Annotated in this window: 13 protein-coding genes; 12 read left to right on the forward strand and 1 reads right to left on the reverse strand. The window is 71.6% G+C overall.

Going from position 1 to position 15,408, the window contains the following annotated elements; genetic code table 11:
* Positions 1 to 90: 90 nt before the first annotated feature.
* The 6 genes from BXA03_RS09460 to BXA03_RS09485 all read left to right on the forward strand — a co-directional run bounded on the left by BXA03_RS09460 (position 91) and on the right by BXA03_RS09485 (position 7,301).
* Complete coding sequence (locus tag BXA03_RS09460; RefSeq protein ID WP_076506542.1) at positions 91 to 1,539, forward strand: sensor histidine kinase; 1,449 nt, start codon at positions 91 to 93, stop codon at positions 1,537 to 1,539.
* Entirely contained in the window at positions 1,524 to 2,885 is a 1,362-nt protein-coding gene (locus BXA03_RS09465; protein ID WP_076506545.1) for a sigma-54-dependent transcriptional regulator, read from the forward strand. The genes BXA03_RS09460 and BXA03_RS09465 overlap by 16 nt, the downstream gene beginning before the upstream one ends.
* A gap of 156 nt (positions 2,886 to 3,041) precedes the next feature.
* Positions 3,042 to 3,938, forward strand: a complete 897-nt coding sequence (locus BXA03_RS09470) for a hypothetical protein (protein WP_083715986.1) — start codon at positions 3,042 to 3,044, stop codon at positions 3,936 to 3,938.
* Positions 3,939 to 4,006: 68 nt separating this feature from the next.
* Entirely contained in the window at positions 4,007 to 4,549 is a 543-nt protein-coding gene (locus tag BXA03_RS09475; protein ID WP_076506548.1) for a hypothetical protein, read from the forward strand.
* Positions 4,550 to 4,568: 19 nt separating this feature from the next.
* On the forward strand, positions 4,569 to 5,876 hold the full coding sequence (locus tag BXA03_RS09480) for an MFS transporter (RefSeq protein WP_234983638.1): 1,308 nt from the start codon (positions 4,569 to 4,571) through the stop codon (positions 5,874 to 5,876).
* 111 nt (positions 5,877 to 5,987) lie between these two features.
* On the forward strand, positions 5,988 to 7,301 hold the full coding sequence (locus BXA03_RS09485) for a gallate dioxygenase (protein WP_076506551.1): 1,314 nt from the start codon (positions 5,988 to 5,990) through the stop codon (positions 7,299 to 7,301).
* Here BXA03_RS09485 and BXA03_RS09490 read toward each other — a convergent pair.
* Positions 7,282 to 8,187 (reverse strand): LysR family transcriptional regulator, encoded by a 906-nt coding sequence (locus tag BXA03_RS09490; RefSeq protein WP_076506554.1) that lies wholly within the window; start codon positions 8,185 to 8,187, stop codon positions 7,282 to 7,284. The genes BXA03_RS09485 and BXA03_RS09490 overlap by 20 nt on opposite strands.
* 243 nt (positions 8,188 to 8,430) lie before the next feature.
* Here BXA03_RS09490 and BXA03_RS09495 point away from each other — a divergent pair, with 243 nt between their 5' ends.
* The 6 genes from BXA03_RS09495 to BXA03_RS09520 all read left to right on the forward strand — a co-directional run bounded on the left by BXA03_RS09495 (position 8,431) and on the right by BXA03_RS09520 (position 15,406).
* The gene (locus BXA03_RS09495; RefSeq protein WP_076506556.1) at positions 8,431 to 9,423 is read left to right on the forward strand and encodes a Bug family tripartite tricarboxylate transporter substrate binding protein; all 993 of its coding nucleotides are present in this window, start codon (positions 8,431 to 8,433) and stop codon (positions 9,421 to 9,423) included.
* A 35-nt stretch (positions 9,424 to 9,458) separates the two neighbouring features.
* Complete coding sequence (locus BXA03_RS09500; RefSeq protein WP_234983639.1) at positions 9,459 to 11,402, forward strand: subtype B tannase; 1,944 nt, start codon at positions 9,459 to 9,461, stop codon at positions 11,400 to 11,402.
* Positions 11,403 to 11,445: 43 nt separating this feature from the next.
* A complete protein-coding gene (locus BXA03_RS09505) occupies positions 11,446 to 12,441 on the forward strand; it encodes a Bug family tripartite tricarboxylate transporter substrate binding protein (protein ID WP_076506559.1) in 996 nt (331 codons plus the stop codon).
* Positions 12,442 to 12,475: 34 nt separating this feature from the next.
* The gene (locus tag BXA03_RS09510; RefSeq protein WP_076506561.1) at positions 12,476 to 13,336 is read left to right on the forward strand and encodes a metal-dependent hydrolase; all 861 of its coding nucleotides are present in this window, start codon (positions 12,476 to 12,478) and stop codon (positions 13,334 to 13,336) included.
* A 28-nt stretch (positions 13,337 to 13,364) separates the two neighbouring features.
* Positions 13,365 to 14,288, forward strand: coding sequence for a LysR family transcriptional regulator (locus tag BXA03_RS09515; RefSeq protein ID WP_083715987.1), 924 nt, complete (start codon positions 13,365 to 13,367; stop codon positions 14,286 to 14,288).
* 101 nt (positions 14,289 to 14,389) lie between these two features.
* Positions 14,390 to 15,406: an ornithine cyclodeaminase family protein gene (locus tag BXA03_RS09520; RefSeq protein WP_076506563.1), complete on the forward strand. Its 1,017-nt coding sequence runs from the start codon at positions 14,390 to 14,392 to the stop codon at positions 15,404 to 15,406.
* Positions 15,407 to 15,408 lie beyond the last annotated feature (2 nt).

Here is a 15,408-nt window from a genome sequence, read left to right on the forward strand (position 1 = left end):
GACCCGGAGGATGTAGGGCCATTCGGAGCCGCCGTAGGGCTCCCGCATACTGGCGCCCCTTTTCGCTTCGCCTGCCCGCCCCGCCCCTTCATGAGATCGCTGCGCCTGCAACTGTCGGTGTTCTGGGCGCTGCTCCTTGCCGTCTGTCTGCTGCTGGGCGTGGTGATGCTCGGGCTCTACCGCCTGAGCCCCGCCATGCAGATGAAGGTGGGCCGGGCCCGGGTCGAGCAGGCCTGCGAGCAGCTGGCCCAGCGCTACACCCAGTCCGCGCCGCCCGGCGCGACGCTGCGCCTGGACCTGGGCCGGGTGCTGCTGCAGCTGGTGCTGACCGAAGCCCCTTATGTCGAGGGCGGCATCTGGGCCGCGGAAGGCGGCATGCTGGCCTATGCCTACCCGACCTACGAAGGCGCCGGCGCCAAGACCGATGTGCCTCCGGCCGAGCGCCCGCTGCTCGAACAGCTGTCCAGCCAGGCGGTCGACACGGGGCGCACGCAGACCCAGCAGGTGCGTGGCAGCCGTGAGCTGCTGATCGTCGCGGCCTGCCCGCTCAACGTGGGAGGCGCCGCAGCCTGGACCATGACCCGCACCCAGCTCGGCGCCGTCGCCGCCGAGGGTGGGCTACGCGCGGGCGTGGCGGCATTGGTGGCGGCGATCGTGTTCTCGGGACTGTGGCTGGGACTGCTGCTGTACCGCGGGCAGGCGCGTCTTCGGCGGCTCGAAGGGGCCCTGGCGGCGGCAGCACCCGACGCCATGCCGGTGCTGCCGCACACGGGCCTCGAAGAGCTGGACCGCATCGTCGCCAGCTACAACGGATTCGCCGGCCGCTTCGAGGAAGCACGCGCCGCCGCCCGTGACGCCCAGGCGCAGCGCAGCCGCGACATGCGCCTGGCCGCACTCGGCCGCATGAGTTCGGCGGTGGCGCACGAGATCCGCAACCCCATCGCCGCCATGCGCCTGAAGGCCGAGAACGCGCTGGCCGGCGACCCATCGGCGCAGGGCCGCGCGCTGCAGACCATCGTCGGCCAGATCGACCGGCTCGATGCTGTGGTGCAGAGCCTGCTGGCGCTGGTGCAGCCGCTGGAGCTCAAGCCGCGGCCCGTCGACCTGCCCGCCTGGCTGGACGAGCGCCTGGCCGCCGCCACGCCCGCCGCGGCGGCCCGGCAGGTGCGGCTGGTGCTGGCCGAAGGCGCACCGGCCTGCGCCGTCTTCGACCCCATGCACCTGGCCCGCGCCATCGACAACCTGCTGGACAACGCCGTGCGCCACGCCCGCAGCCCCGGCGGTCAGGTGCGCCTCGCGGCCCATGGCGATGCGGCCCGCGGCCAGCTCACCATTACGGTCAGTGACGACGGCGAGGGCGTGCCCGAGGCCCTGCGCAGCCGTCTGTTCGAGCCCTTCGGCACCGGCCGGGCCGACGGCACCGGCCTGGGCCTGGCGCTGTCGCGCGAGGTGGCCTTCGCCCATGGCGGCGACCTGCGCCACGAACCCGGCGCGCCCGGCGCCCGTTTCATCCTGGAGATGCCATGGCAGACCTGCTGATCGTCGACGACGACGCGGACTTCGCCGATTCGCTGCGCGAGACGCTCGAAAGCCTGGGCCATGCCGTGCAGACCGCCCCCGGTGGCGAGGAGGGTCTGGCGCTGCTGGGCGCGCACCGCTTCGACCTGGTCTTCCTGGACCACCGCATGCCCGGCATGAATGGCCTGCAGACCCTGGCCGCCATGAACGCGCGGCTGGCGCGCCGGCCGCCGGTGATCGTGCTCACGGCCCATGCCGGCAGCGCCGGCACCATCGAGGCCATGCGCCTGGGCGCCTTCGACCACCTGGCCAAGCCGATCAGCCGCGACGCGGTGGTCGACGCCGTGCGCGGCGCGCTGGCCTCGGCCACGCCCGCCTCGGCCGCGCCGGCGCCCAAGCCGGTGGCAGACGACGGCGAGCTGATCGGCGTGAGCGAGGCCATGCGCGAGGTGCACAAGCGCATCGGCCTGGCCGCCGGCAGCCGGGCGCCGGTGCTGGTGATCGGTGAGACGGGCACCGGCAAGGAGCTGGTCGCGCGCGCCCTGCACCGCCACTCGGACCGGGCCGACGGCCCCTTCGTGGCCGTCAACTGCGCGGCCATCCCCAAGGACCTGCTGGAGAGCGAGCTCTTCGGCCACGTCAAGGGCGCCTTCACCGGCGCGGTGGCCGAGCGGGCCGGCTGCTTCAAGGCGGCCAGTGGGGGCGTGCTGCTGCTCGACGAGATCGGCGACATGGCGCTGGAGGTGCAGGCCAAGCTGCTGCGCGTGCTGCAGGAGGGCGAGGTCACGCCCGTGGGCAGCCACCGCGTGCACAAGGTGGATGTGCGCGTGGTGGCCGCCACCCACCGCGACCTGGCGCAGGCGGTGCGCGATGGCCGCTTCCGTGAAGACCTGCGCTACCGGCTCGACGTGCTCTCCGTGCGCCTGCCGCCGCTGCGCGAGCGGCTGGCCGACATCGTGCCCCTGGCCGAGCACTTCCTGCGGCTGGCGGCGGCGCCCGGCCCGGCCAAGCGGCTGTCTGCGGAGGCGGCCCGCGCCCTGCTGGCGTACGACTGGCCGGGCAACGTGCGCGAGCTGCGCAATGCCATGGAACGCTGCCACGCACTGCAGCGTGGTGCCGTGATCGCGCAGGTGGACCTGCCCACGTCCGCTGCGGAGACCACGGGCGGTGCAGGCGACGCAGGCGGTGCAGGCCTGCCTGCCGATTGGTATGACGACACCCTTCCAGCCGCCGTGGAGCGGCTCGAGAGGCTGCTGCTGCAGCATGCCCTGGCCGCGGCCGGTGGCAACCGCTCCATGGCGGCCCGGCAACTGGGCATCCATCGGCAGCTGCTCTACACCAAGCTCGCGCAGTACGGGCTGGAGTGACGGCACGCCCAGGCCGCTGTCCTGTTCCCGGACAGCCGCTGTCCGCCACGCGGCCAACCCACGGCGCCTGCCCGCCGCCAAGTGCTTGATCTGCAAGGCAAGCGCGGCTGGCACGTCTCTTGGAACAGGTCAGGCATCCGTCAACAGGAGCCTTCCATGACCTTGACCCGATTCCCCCTTCGCGCCGGCCTGCTGGCCGGCCTCGTCGTCGCCTCCGGTATCGCGGGCGCCCAGCCGGCGCCGCAAGCGGTGCCGCCCGCCGCGCCGGTGTTTCCGATGACCGATGCGGCCCCGCGACCCATGGCTGAACCGCGCGCTGGCGCCCTGCCTGCGCCCATGCCCGAGGCACGGCCCGGCGCCCTGGCGGCGCCCACGTCCGAGCCCCGGCCGATGCCGGTGGCCGGGCCGATGGGCCTGCCGCCTGCCGTCCAGGCCCAGGCCCAGGCCCAGGCCCAGGCCAGCGTGTCGGGCACGCTCGCCCGCTGGCTGATCAATCCCAACGGCGAAGCCGACGGTCTGCTGCTGCAGGACGGCACGCAGGTGAGCTTTCCGCCCCACCTGTCCGCCGAGCTGACGGCCCTGGCCCAGCCCGGTGAGCGCATCGACGTGAGCGGCTGGCGCGCCACCGGGGGTGGGGTGCTGCAGGCCCAGCAGGTCAGCGTTCGTGGTCGGACGGTGGCGGACCAGCCACCCGCGCCCGGTGCCGTGCCCCCCGCGCCGCGCGCCATGGGTGCGCTGGCCGCGATGGACGCCGGCGGACGCATCGTCCGCGTGCTGTCCACCGGCCGCGGTGACGTCAATGGCGTGCTACTGGAAGACGGCACCATCGTGCGCTTTCCGCCGCACGTCGGCCGCATGATCGGTGGCCTGCTGCAACCCGGCGCGCCGCTCTATGCGCAGGGCTGGGGCACGCGCAGCCCGCTGGGCACGGCGCTGGAGGCCACGCGCCTGGGTGCTTCGCCAAAGGCGCTGCAGGACGTGCTGTCGGGCAGCGCCGATATGCCGGCGGCCCGCCCGGGCCCGGTGCCGGGCCCGCAGCGCCGGCCGGTCTGAGCTTTGTCCGGTGCGGCGCGTTGCGCCGCGCCACCTCTTCTCTCTTTTTCCACTTGCACGGAGCCTCCATGCCCCACCACGAAGAAATGATCGATGTCTATGCCGTCGAAGGCCAGTTCCAGCACCTCATCTACAGCCCGCGTGGAGGCTATGAAGGCTTGCTCATCGACACCCACGGCATTCCCACGCAGTTCGTGTTCGACAAGCACGACGAGACCGCAGCCGATGCCTTCGCGCACCTGAAGCCGGGTAAGACGGTCACGGTGGAAGGCAGCCTGCGCCTGCCCTCCGACAAGGGCGAGGGCGACCATGTGGTCTACGACTTCCATCGGCTGAGCCAGGTCGCCGGCAAGCCGGTCGATGCCGCCCACGGCGACGGCCCGGTCCGCGGCCGTGTCGCGCGCATCAACCATGCGAAGCACGGCGCGCCCAACGGCGTGGTGCTGGACAGCGGCGACTTCGTGCACCTGAAGCCCGAAGGCTTCGTGCACGCCGGGCTGAAGGTGGGCGACATGGTCGAGGCCGAAGGCCCGGCCCGCCCGCTCGCGGGCGGCAAGGGCCGGGTGATGGACGCCCGCACCGTCAACGGCCAGCCGCTGCCGCAGCGCTGACCTTTCAGAAGAGGCGCCCATGACCACCACCACGCTGGCGATGCCCATGGCCGCCTCTCCGGGGCGGGCCACCGCCGCCGCGGGCTCGCTCACGGCCCTGGCCTGGATGGCCTTCTTCCTGGCCGATGTGCGCGATGGTCTGGGACCCTTCCTCGCCACCTATCTGCAGAGCCAGCGGGTCGAGCAGTCGCTGATCGGCCTGACGCTCACCGCAGGCGGGCTGGCGGCGGTGGTGATGACGCCGCTGGCCGGTGCCTGGGTGGACCGGTCCGCGGCCAAGCGGCTGCTCCTGGTCGCCGCGGTGGTGCTGGTGCTGGCGGGCAGCGCCTGCGCCTTCACCACCCGTTCGCCGGCATTGCTGGTCGCCTCGCAGGCCGTGGCGGGCGCCGCAGGCGCCCTGCTGGCCGCGGCACTGGCGGGCCTCACGCTCGGCCTCGCACGCCGCGAAGGGCTGCGACGCCAGACCGGGCGCAACGAGGCCTGGAGCCATGCGGGCAATATCGTCTCGGCCCTGGGCGCGGGCGTGGTGGCTCACCTCTTCGGCGCCCCCTGGATGATGGCCGTCATGCTGGCCATGTCGGTGGGCGCGCTGCTGTGCGTGGCCGCGATCCGCGCGCAGGACATCGACCATGCCGCCGCGCGCGGCGTGGATGCCATCGAGGCGCCGGCTGGTGGTCAACGGGTCGAGGCAGCGCCCGAAGGCTTCGGTGACCTGCTGCGCCACAAGGCCCTGTGGCTCTTCGCGCTGACCTGCGCCCTCTTCCACCTCGGCAACGCGGCCATGCTGCCGTTGCTCAACCAGCGGCTGGCCGCCACGCAGCCCGATGCGGCGCCGCTGCTGTGGACCGGTGTCGCCATCGTGGTGGCGCAACTGACCATGGTGCCGGTGGCGCTGTGGGTGTCGCGCACCCGGCGCTGGGACCTGTCGGCCTTCGTCTACCTGGCCATCCTGATCCTGCCGGTGCGGGGGCTGCTGGCCTGGGCCTTCCCGAGCGTGTGGGCCAACCTGCCGGTGCAGGTGCTGGACGGCATCGCCGCCGGTGCGCTGGGGGTGGCCACGCCGCTGATGGTGGAGCGCTATGTGCGCGGCTCGGGCCGCTACAACCTGGCCCTCGGCCTGGTGCTGACGATGCAGGGTGTGGGCGCGGCCTTCAGCGCCGGGCTGGCCAACGGGATCGTGGGCCGCGCCGGCCACTTCGGGCTGGCCTTCGCCGTGCTGGCGGGCTGCGCGCTGTTGGCACTGCCGGTCTTCGTGATGGCGCAGCGGGCGAGCGGCCGCGAGGTCGACGCCGGCGGCGGCGCGGACGCGAAGGAGCGAGCCCGTTGAAGAATCCACTCCCGCGATAAGCAGCAGTTATCGCGTGCGCCTTCCCGCCATCTCCCGGCGCGTCCCGGCCATTCCTAGACTGCCGCGCTGACCGCACTCCTGGAGACCTGATTGGCCACGCTCATCGGCGGCATCGCCGCATCGCATACCCCGACGATCGGCTTCGCCCTGGACCGCGACAAGCGCGCCGATCCGGTGTGGGCGCCCATCTTCGAGGCCTTCGCGCCCCTGCGTGCGTGGATGGAGACGCACCGCCCCGACGTGCTGCTTTTCGTCTACAACGACCACGTCACCTCCTTCTTCTTCGATCACTACTCGGCCTTCACGCTGGGCATCGGCACGCAATGGGCCGTCGCCGACGAAGGCGGTGGTGCCCGGGCGCTGCCGCCCATCGCGGGCGACGCCGCCTTCGCCGAGCACCTGGGGCAGTGCCTCATGGCCGACGAGTTCGACATGGCCTTCTTCCAGGACAAGCCGCTGGACCACGGCTGCTTCTCGCCGCTGTCCATGATGTGCCCGCGCAACGACGACGGCTGGGCCGTGCGGCTGGTGCCGCTGCAGGTGGGCGTGCTGCAGTTCCCCATTCCCACGGCGCGTCGCTGCTTCCGCCTTGGCCAGGCCCTGCGGCGCGCCATCGAGAGCTATCCGCAGGATTTGCGGGTGGCCGTGGTCGCCACCGGCGGCCTGTCGCACCAGGTGCACGGCGAGCGCGCGGGCTTCAACAACCCCGCCTGGGACGCGCGCTTCCTCGACCTGATCGAGCAGGATCCGGAACACCTGGCCCAGATGACGCATGCCGAATATGCGGCGCTGGGCGGCATGGAGGGCGCGGAGGTCATCATGTGGCTGATCATGCGCGGCGCCCTGTCGGCGCAGGTGCGCTGCACGCACCGCAGCTATTACCTGCCCTCGATGACCGGTATCGCCACCGCCATCTACGAGAACCAGTCGGCACCGCCGCCCGCGCGCGAGGCGCAGCGACGCGCCGAGCAGCAGCAAGCCCAACTGCATGGTGCCGATGCGCTGGCAGGCAGCTATCCCTTCACCCTCGGGCGCAGCGTGCGCGGGCTGCGGCTCAACCGCTTCCTGCACCAGCTGGTGGCGCCGGACTTCCGCGAGCGCTTCCTGGCCGACGAGGAGGCCGAATTCGAACGTGGCGGCCTGAGCGACACCGAGCGCGACCTGGTGCGGCGCCGCGACTGGCGGGGGCTCATCCACCATGGGGCGATCTTCTTCATGCTGGAGAAGCTGGGCGCCGCCACGGGAGTGTCGAACCTGCACATCTATGCCGCGATGCGCGGCGAATCGCTGGAGGCCTTCCAGCAGACGCGCAACGCGCCCGGCGCGCTCTATTCGGTGGCCGGCCAGGCCGCGGGCACCCTGAACTGGGACGCGGCCCCGGCTGTCAAACCTGCTGCAGATTGAGCTGGTGCGCCGCCCGGTACAGGTGCGACACCAGGTGCCGGATCAACGGGCGCGCAGCCACATCGCGACGAATCAGCGCGGCGATCTCGAGGTTGAGCCCGGGCTCTTCGGTGGGGATGACCGAGATGGCCGAGCGCACCATCTCGTGGGCCGCGATCTGATGCGGCATCAGGCCCACGCAGTCGCCGCTGGCCACCAGCGACAGCAGCGCCAGCGTTGAGTTGGCGAAGGCCCCCACCCGCGGCGCCTTGAGGTCGTGGGCCTCGAACCACTGGCGCGCATAACCCTCGTCTCCATTGGCGCCGGTGTAGACCCACTTCGCATCCTGGAGCTCGGCAAGCCGCCGGCAGCCGAGCAACGGACTGCCCTTGCGCACCGTCGGGACCATGGTCGTGCGCGCCAGCCGTTCGACCACGTACTCGCCCCGCGGCAGATCTGCAGGCACGCCGCCGAGCATCAGGTCCACCTCGCCGGCGCGCAGCCGCTGCAGCTGCGCGATGTAGAGCTCTTCGCTCAGCCGCACCCGCACCGAGGGAAAGGCCTGGCTGAAGGTGCGCAGCGTCTCGGGCACGAGCAGCATCACGGCCATCGGCACGGCGCCGATGTGCAGGTCGCCCACCATGTCGCCGTCGAGCTGACGGATCTCGTTGACGGCCTCGTCGAATTCGCGCAAGGCCTTCAGAGAGTGCTCGTACAGCGCGCGGCCCTGCGCCGTGGGCGCCACGCCGCGCGTGGTGCGCTCGAGCAGTGCCACGCCCAGTTCCAGCTCCAGCTCCCGGATCACCTTCGACAGGGCCGGCTGAGAGAGCTCGACCTTGCGCGCGGCGGCGCGCAGGCTGCCTTCCTGCACGGCAGCGACCAACGCCTTGATGGCGGACAACTTCATCTTCTGGTTTTCCCTCGCTGGCGATAACCGGCCGCAATCACGCGGCGCATCGCGTCATCTTCTGGCAGCACGGCACTTTACCCAGAATCAATGCAGCGCCCGGAAACGCGCTGCTGCGTGCGGTCCGCAAGCGATGGGCGCGGTCGCGGCATGCCACCGTCCGGCCGCCTCCCGCTTTCCGTCCAACCTTCCGGGCAGGTGTCGTGCCCCTGCACCCCGTCTCCCGCCGATTCGATCCCGACCATGAAGAACCATCGAACCCTCCGTGCCCCTGCGGCCTTCCTCCTTCCCCTGGCCGCCGCGCTGTACGCGGCGTTGCCCGTGCATGCGCAGGACTTTCCCACGCGGCAGGTGCGCATCATCACGCCCTTCCCGGTCGGCAGCGGCCCCGACGGCATCGCCCGCCTGATGGCGGACCGGCTGGCCAAGGCCTGGGGCAAGCCGGTGCTGGTCGAGAACCGGCCGGGCGGCAACGGCTTCGTGGCCATCGATGCCTTCAAACGCGCGGCCACCGATGGGCACGACCTGATCCAGCTCGACAACGTCCACCTGACGGCCTATCCGCACCTGTTCAAGCGGCTGCCCTACGACCCGGCCAAGGACTTCGATCCGTTGCTGCCGCTGCAGAAGGCGTACTTCCTGTTCGTCACGGCCAAGTCCTCGCCCTACAACAACCTCGGCGATCTCGTGCGCGACGCGCGGGCGCGTCCGGGCCAGGTCAATTACGGCTCATGGTCGATCGGCAATCCGGTGCACCTGGGCTCGGCACGTTTCGCCACCGCCACCCGGCTCGACATGACCCACGTGGTCTACAAGGAGACCACGCAGCTCTACACCTCCGTGGCCAATGGCGAGCTCAACTTCGCGCTCGGCTCCAGCGGGTCCACGGCGCCGCTGTACCAGTCGGGAAAGATCAAATACCTGGCGGTGGCCGCGTCCAAGCGACTCGCCGCCTTGCCCGATGTGCCGACCCTGGCCGAGGCGGGCGGTCCGGCCGACCTCGAAGTGAGCGGCTGGACCACGCTGGCCGCGCCGCCCGGTCTGCCCGCCGCCGTGACCGAGAAGATCCGCCGCGACGTGATCGCCGCGCTCGACGATCCGGCCATCCAGGCCCGCTTCGTCACCTTCGGCTACACGCCCTTCCCGATCTCGCGCGAGGACTTCGCCCGCTACATCAAGGACGAGTCGGCCACCATGGCCACCGTCATCAAGGCGACCAAGGCCTCGCTCGACTGAGCGGCATTGCACTTCCCCGACCCCAGGAGACAACCATGAAGTTCCATCCGGATTGCTGCTTCGCGCTGTCGGCCGTCATGTTGGCCGTGACCCCCTTCATGAGCGGCTGCGGAGGCGGCGGCGACAGCGGCGTCGGCTTCGTCGCTGCGGCCCAGGCGGCCGCACCCGCGGCGTCCCCGGCGCCCTCGCCCGCCGCCGCGCCTGCGCCCGCCACCGAGCCCGCGGGGCCGGGCGTCTACGACGCCGCGCTGGCCTTCGATCCGGCCAGATACACCACCCTCACCGTCACCCTCGATGGCGTGCCCACGCCGGTGCGGTGGTACCGCGAGGTCTGCTACATCGGCAAACCCATGAAGCTGGCGCCCACGCAGTCGGCCGGCGCGGTGGACAACCAGGCCTGCGGCTACCAGAACATGAATGTCTTCGTGCGCGAGGTGGACGCGAGCCGCCAGGACAACGCGATCCTGCTGAACGTCAACAACTCGGGCTGGCTGGCCAGCTACCAGGGCGGCCTGGGCAACTGGGACGGCAAGACCGCCATCACCAATGCCAACTACCGCGGCGCCGACATCGTCGACGGCGGCAGCTACAGCAGCACCAGCGACACCGACAAGCGCGGCGCGGCGCTGGCGCGTGGCTTCGTGTACATCAACATGGCCTCGCGCAGCCGAGGCGCGACGGCGCCCGTGGGCGTCTACAGCGACGGCATCTACCAGGGCAAGTCGCCGGCCGCCATCGTCGATGCCAAGGCGGCCGTGCGCTACCTGCGCCTGAACGATGCACGCATGCCCGGCAACGCCGAACGCATCGTGGTCAACGGCACCAGCGGCGGCGGCGCGCAGACCGCGCAGCTGGCGGCCACCGGCGACAGCGCCGACTACCTGCCCTATCTGCAGGCGGCCGGCGCCGCCGGGGTGGATGCCAAGGGCCGCAGCAGCATCAGCGACGCCGTCTACGCGGCCGTGGCCTATTGCCCGATCCAGGACCTGGGCAGCGCCGACCTGGCCTACGAATGGATGTTCAACGTGCTGGGCACGCGCGCGGCGGTGTCGGCGGACCAGAAGGCCGGCCTGATCGTCGATGCCAGCGGCAACGAGCTGGTGCGTGCTTCCAACCCGGATCCGGCAGCCAGCGCTGCCCTGGCCGCCAGGTTCGTCAGCTACCAGGCGGCGCTCGGCCTGAAGAACGAAGACGGCTCGGCACTCACCGCCGACAACATGCTCGCCAACCTGCAGGCCGAGATCCGCAAGGCGGCCAGCGCCTATGTGAAGTCGGGCAAGTCCATCGTCGCCTTCAATGCCTTCGGCAGCGCAGCGGCCAATGGCGTGGCGGGTGGCAGCGGCACGCTTTATTACAAGAACGACTTCATCGACGTGGACGCCACCGGCACGGTGACCTACTTCAACATGGCCAACTACCTGAAGTTCGTGGCCAAGCAGGCTCGGCTGAAGGCCCTGCCCGCCTTCGACCAGCTGGGCCAGACGGGCGCGCTGGCCAGCACGGCGACGGCCGACACCACCAAGGCCGGCAGCGTGGTCTATGCCAACTACAGCGGCGGCGAGTCCAACCTGTTCGGCACCGCGTCGCAGGTGTATTCGAACTTCACCGAATACGGCTGGAACAACAACAACGGCGGCGATGCCGTCAATGCCGCCGTGGCGGACGTGGGCCTGGCCAACACGGGCTACACCTGGGCGGCCAATCCGCAGAAGGGCTTCCTGCTGAACCAGTACCGGCTGGTCAATGCGCTGCCCTATGTGGGCAACACCGCCGCGATCGCGCCGAACTGGCGCATCCGCGTCGGTGCGCGCGACCGTGACACTTCCTTCACGGTCGCCTATAACCTCAGCCGTGCCCTGAAGGCCGACGGCCGCGTCCGCAACGTGGACTACGCGCTGCACTGGGACCAGGGGCATGCCGGCAACTACGACGTGCAGGACGCCTTCGGCTGGATCGACCGGCGCCTGGCCGGTCAATGACGCCCGTCGTGCCCACTCCTCACCCGACAAGGATCCGCTCCGCATGATCGACCGCCGTCAACTGCTCGCCTGGGCCGCCGCGTGGCCCGCCGCCTTCGCGGCCGCACCCTCCAGCGCCTGGAGCCAGGACGACTTTCCCAGCCGGGCACTGCGGATCATCGTGCCCTTCACGCCGGGTGGTTCGAGCGACATCCTGGCGCGCGCCGTGGGGCAGGAGCTGACCCAGGCCTGGGGCCGCCCGGTGGTGGTCGAGAACGTGCCCGGTGCCGGCGGCACGCTGGCCACCGAGCGGGCGGCGCGGGCGGCGCCTGACGGCTACACGCTGTTCATGGGGCACACCGGCACGCTCGCCATCAATCCGTGGCTCTATCCCCACCAGCGCATCGACACCGGCAAGGCCTTCGCGCCGGTGGCCTGGGTGGCGCGTGTGCCGAACGTGCTGGTCGTGCATCCCTCGGTGCCCGCGGACTCGCTGGCCGCGTTGGTCGACTACGCCAAGGCCCATCCCACGGCGCTGGCCTATGGCTCGGGCGGCAACGGGAGCGCGGCGCACCTGACGATGGAATACCTCAAGCTGCGAACGGGCCTGAAGGCGCTTCACGTGCCCTACAAGGGCACGGCGCCGTCGGTCACCGACCTGCTCGCGGGCCAGGTGCAGATGCTGTTCACCGGTTCGCCGGCGCTGATGCCGCACATCAAGGCCGGCTCGTTGCGGGCCATCGCGGTGTCGAGCCCTCAGCGGCTGGCCCAGCTGCCGCAGGTGCCCACGGTCGCGGAGACGGGCGTGCCGGGTGCCGCCGGCTTCGAGGCCGACCAGTGGTATGGCCTCGTCGCGCCCGCCGGCACCCCGGCCGCCGTCGTCGACAGGATCAACCGGCAGGTCAATGCCGCCCTGGCCACCGAGGCCGTGCGCGCACGGCTGGTGTCGGAAGGCGCCCAGCCCATGCCGAGCAGCCCCGCCCGGTTCGGCGCGCTGATCCAGGCCGAGGCGAGCCGTTGGGGCGAGACCGTCAAGGCCGCCCGCGTCACTGTCGACTGAGCGTCGGCATCCCCACGTCGAATTGGAGCCTGCCATGACCCTTCGCACCCTGCCCGCCCTGTTCCTGGCCGCAGCGCTGGCCGCCGGCTGCGCCCAGCCGCCCCACCCGCCCGCCGTCGCCGGCGGCACCACCCATTCGGCGGCCACCAGCGGCCGGACCGAAGTGCAATGGCTCGGCCAGTCCGCCTTCCGCATCACCACACCGGGCGGCCGCGTGATCGTCACCGACCCCTGGCTGAAGCAGAACCCGCTCACGCCCGAGAAGTACAAGGACCTCGCCGCGCTCGGCAAGGTCGACGTGCTGCTGGTGACCCATGGCCATGCCGATCATTTCGCCGATGCACCGGCGCTGGCGCAGCTCAACGACATTCCCATGTACGCACCGGGCGACATGAACCAGACCGTGTCGCTGCTCGGCATCCTGCCGCCGCGGCTGGCGCCGCGTTTCAACAAGAGCGGCACCATCGAGCCGGTGCCGGGCGTCAAGGTGACGGCCGTGCATGCGGAGCACTCGAGCATCCTGGTCTGGAAGAACGCGGCCACGGGCAAGGACGAGCCCCATGCCGCCGGTGAGCCGGTGGGCTATGTGATCGAGCTGGAGAACGGCTTCCGCATCTACCACATGGGTGACACGGGGCTGTTCGGCGACATGCGCTTCATCGCCGAGTACTACCGTCCCGACCTGGTGCTGGTGCCCATCGGTGGTCATTTCACGATGGACGCCAAGGACGCGGGCTTCGCGGTCCGCGAGTGGATGAAGCCGCGCTTCGCCATCCCCATGCACTACGGCGCCAACCCCCTCGGCAAGGGCAGGCCCGAGGACTTCGTGCAGGCCGCGGGCAGCGGCCCCACCCGCGTGATGACGCTCAAGCCGGGCGAGACGGCGACCTTCTGAGCCGAGGCGGGCGCCACAATCGCGGCCCATGGCCCTGCAGAGCACCCGCATCCTCGATGCCCGATGGCATCTCTTCCTCCAGGTCGCGCAGGCGGGCAGCGTCTCCGGCGCGGCCGTCGCGCTCGACATGCCGGCGTCGGTGGTCAGCCGCACCATCGCGCTGCTGGAGTCCGACGCGGGGGCGCGGCTCTTCCGGCGCACGGGTCGCGGCGTCGTGCTCACCGAGTTCGGCGCGCAGGTGCTGCCGCGCATCCAGGCGCTCATGCGCGAGGCCGAGCAACTGGCGGACGACATGCGCACCCGCAGCGGGCTGCCCATGGGCGATGTCCGTGTCGGCATGCTGCCTTCCACCGTGGGCGTGCTCGCCGGGCCGCTCTTCACCGAGGCCAGGCGCCGCTGGCCGGAGGTGCGCCTGCACCTGACCGAGGGCGCCAGCGGCCAGCTGGAGGAATGGCTGGGCCAGGGCCGCCTCGACATGGCCACGCTGCTGCGCGAGACCGACACGCCGGACGATGCCACCGAGCCGGTGCTGGCGCGGCTGCACCTGAACCTCGTGATGCCGCGCCAGCATCCGCTGGCGGGGCGCAAGACCGTCTCCTTCGATGAACTGGCCGGTCTGCCGCTGGTGCTGCCGAGCGACCCGCATCCGCTGCGGGCCCGGCTGGTGAAGCTGGCGCGCGACCGTGGCGTCGCGCTGACCTGCGCGCTCGAGGCCGATTCCATCCGGCTCCAGCACCAGATGGTGGCCAGTGGCGGCGGCGTGGCCATCACCGCCGGCACGCTCGACGCGCCGCTCGCGCGCCAGCTGGCCGTGGTGCGCATCGCGCGCCCCACGCTCACCCGCGCGGTCGTGCTGGCCGAGACGGCCCAGCGGCCCAGCACGCTGGCCACACGCTCGGTGGCGGCGCTGCTGCGCACGCTGGCGCCGGGCGTGCTGCGACTGCACGGCTGAGTCCATCCGCTTTGCATTTGCGCGAATGCTGCTTTCGCGCCGATGCGCTCGCCTGGGCGGCCAGCGCTCCCTAGCATCGGGTCTCTTTCCAAGGAGACACCATGGGCTCGTCCTACTCAGAAGCGGCTTTCGCGCCGCCGCCGACCCTGTTCCTCAGCGACGAGGACGTGGCCGCGCTGGCCGATTGGCCGGCGGCCATCGCAGCCCTGCGCCAGGCCTATGCGCAGCCGACCGCGCCGGCCGCCGTACCGCCGCGCTCCATGGCCCGCGGCGACGGCCTGTGGCTGCGCGGGCTGAGCGCGGTCTCTCCCACCGGCGCCCACATGGGCTGCAAGCTGATCGCGGCCTCGATGACCGCGCGACGCGCCAGCTACCTGGTGTCGCTGTTCGACCAGCGCAGCACCGCGCTGGCGGCGCTCATCGACGGCAACCGCATCACCGGCATCCGCACCGCCGCGACGGCCGCCCTGGCGGTGGACGCCGCGGCGCCCCGGCGTCCGCTCGCGGTGGCCGTGATCGGCGCCGGCTTCGAGGCACGCGGCCTGCTGTCTGCACTGGCGGCCGTCCGGGCGCTGTCGCGGGTGCGGGTCTACAGCCCCACGCCGCAGCGCCGCGAGGCCTTCGCGGCGGACTTCCACCGGCAGCTGTGCGACGACGTCCGGGCCAGTTCCAGTGCCGAGGCGGCCGTGGCCGACGCCGACGTGGTGCTGTGCGCCGCCCGCAGCCGCGACGAGACGCCCGTGCTGCAAGGCCGCTGGCTGGCCGCTGGCGCCACGGTGGTCTCCATCGGCTCCACGCTGCCGGAGCAGCGCGAGGTCGACGTCGACACCCTCGCCCGCAGCGCCCTCATCGTGGCCGACATGCCCGACGAGGTGACGCACGACACCGGCGACATGCTGGCCGCCTGCGCCGCGGGCGTCGCCTTCGAGGACTGGTTGCATCCGCTCACCGACCTCGTCGCCGGCCGGCTGGTGCGCGGGCCGGCGGACATCGTGCTCTACAAGTCCGTCGGCTCGGCGCTGCAGGACGTGGTGGTGGCCGAGATGCTGTTCGAACGCGCCCGGGCCAGCGGCCGGGGCGATGCGTTGGTGCGGTCCATCGTGCCGGTGGCCAAGTGAGC

The organism is Pseudacidovorax sp. RU35E, from assembly GCF_900156165.1.
Lineage (GTDB): Bacteria > Pseudomonadota > Gammaproteobacteria > Burkholderiales > Burkholderiaceae_C > Xenophilus.

Coding starts and splice junctions, on each gene's coding strand:
- BXA03_RS09510 (WP_076506561.1), top strand. CDS start 12,476: ATGACCCTTCGCACCCTGCCCGCCCTGTTCCTGGCCGCAGCGCTGGCC.
- BXA03_RS09460 (WP_076506542.1), top strand. CDS start 91: ATGAGATCGCTGCGCCTGCAACTGTCGGTGTTCTGGGCGCTGCTCCTT.
- BXA03_RS09465 (WP_076506545.1), top strand. CDS start 1,524: ATGGCAGACCTGCTGATCGTCGACGACGACGCGGACTTCGCCGATTCG.
- BXA03_RS09470 (WP_083715986.1), top strand. CDS start 3,042: ATGACCTTGACCCGATTCCCCCTTCGCGCCGGCCTGCTGGCCGGCCTC.
- BXA03_RS09475 (WP_076506548.1), top strand. CDS start 4,007: ATGCCCCACCACGAAGAAATGATCGATGTCTATGCCGTCGAAGGCCAG.
- BXA03_RS09520 (WP_076506563.1), top strand. CDS start 14,390: ATGGGCTCGTCCTACTCAGAAGCGGCTTTCGCGCCGCCGCCGACCCTG.
- BXA03_RS09490 (WP_076506554.1), bottom strand. CDS start 8,187: ATGAAGTTGTCCGCCATCAAGGCGTTGGTCGCTGCCGTGCAGGAAGGC.
- BXA03_RS09505 (WP_076506559.1), top strand. CDS start 11,446: ATGATCGACCGCCGTCAACTGCTCGCCTGGGCCGCCGCGTGGCCCGCC.
- BXA03_RS09480 (WP_234983638.1), top strand. CDS start 4,569: ATGACCACCACCACGCTGGCGATGCCCATGGCCGCCTCTCCGGGGCGG.
- BXA03_RS09500 (WP_234983639.1), top strand. CDS start 9,459: ATGAAGTTCCATCCGGATTGCTGCTTCGCGCTGTCGGCCGTCATGTTG.
- BXA03_RS09515 (WP_083715987.1), top strand. CDS start 13,365: ATGGCCCTGCAGAGCACCCGCATCCTCGATGCCCGATGGCATCTCTTC.
- BXA03_RS09495 (WP_076506556.1), top strand. CDS start 8,431: ATGAAGAACCATCGAACCCTCCGTGCCCCTGCGGCCTTCCTCCTTCCC.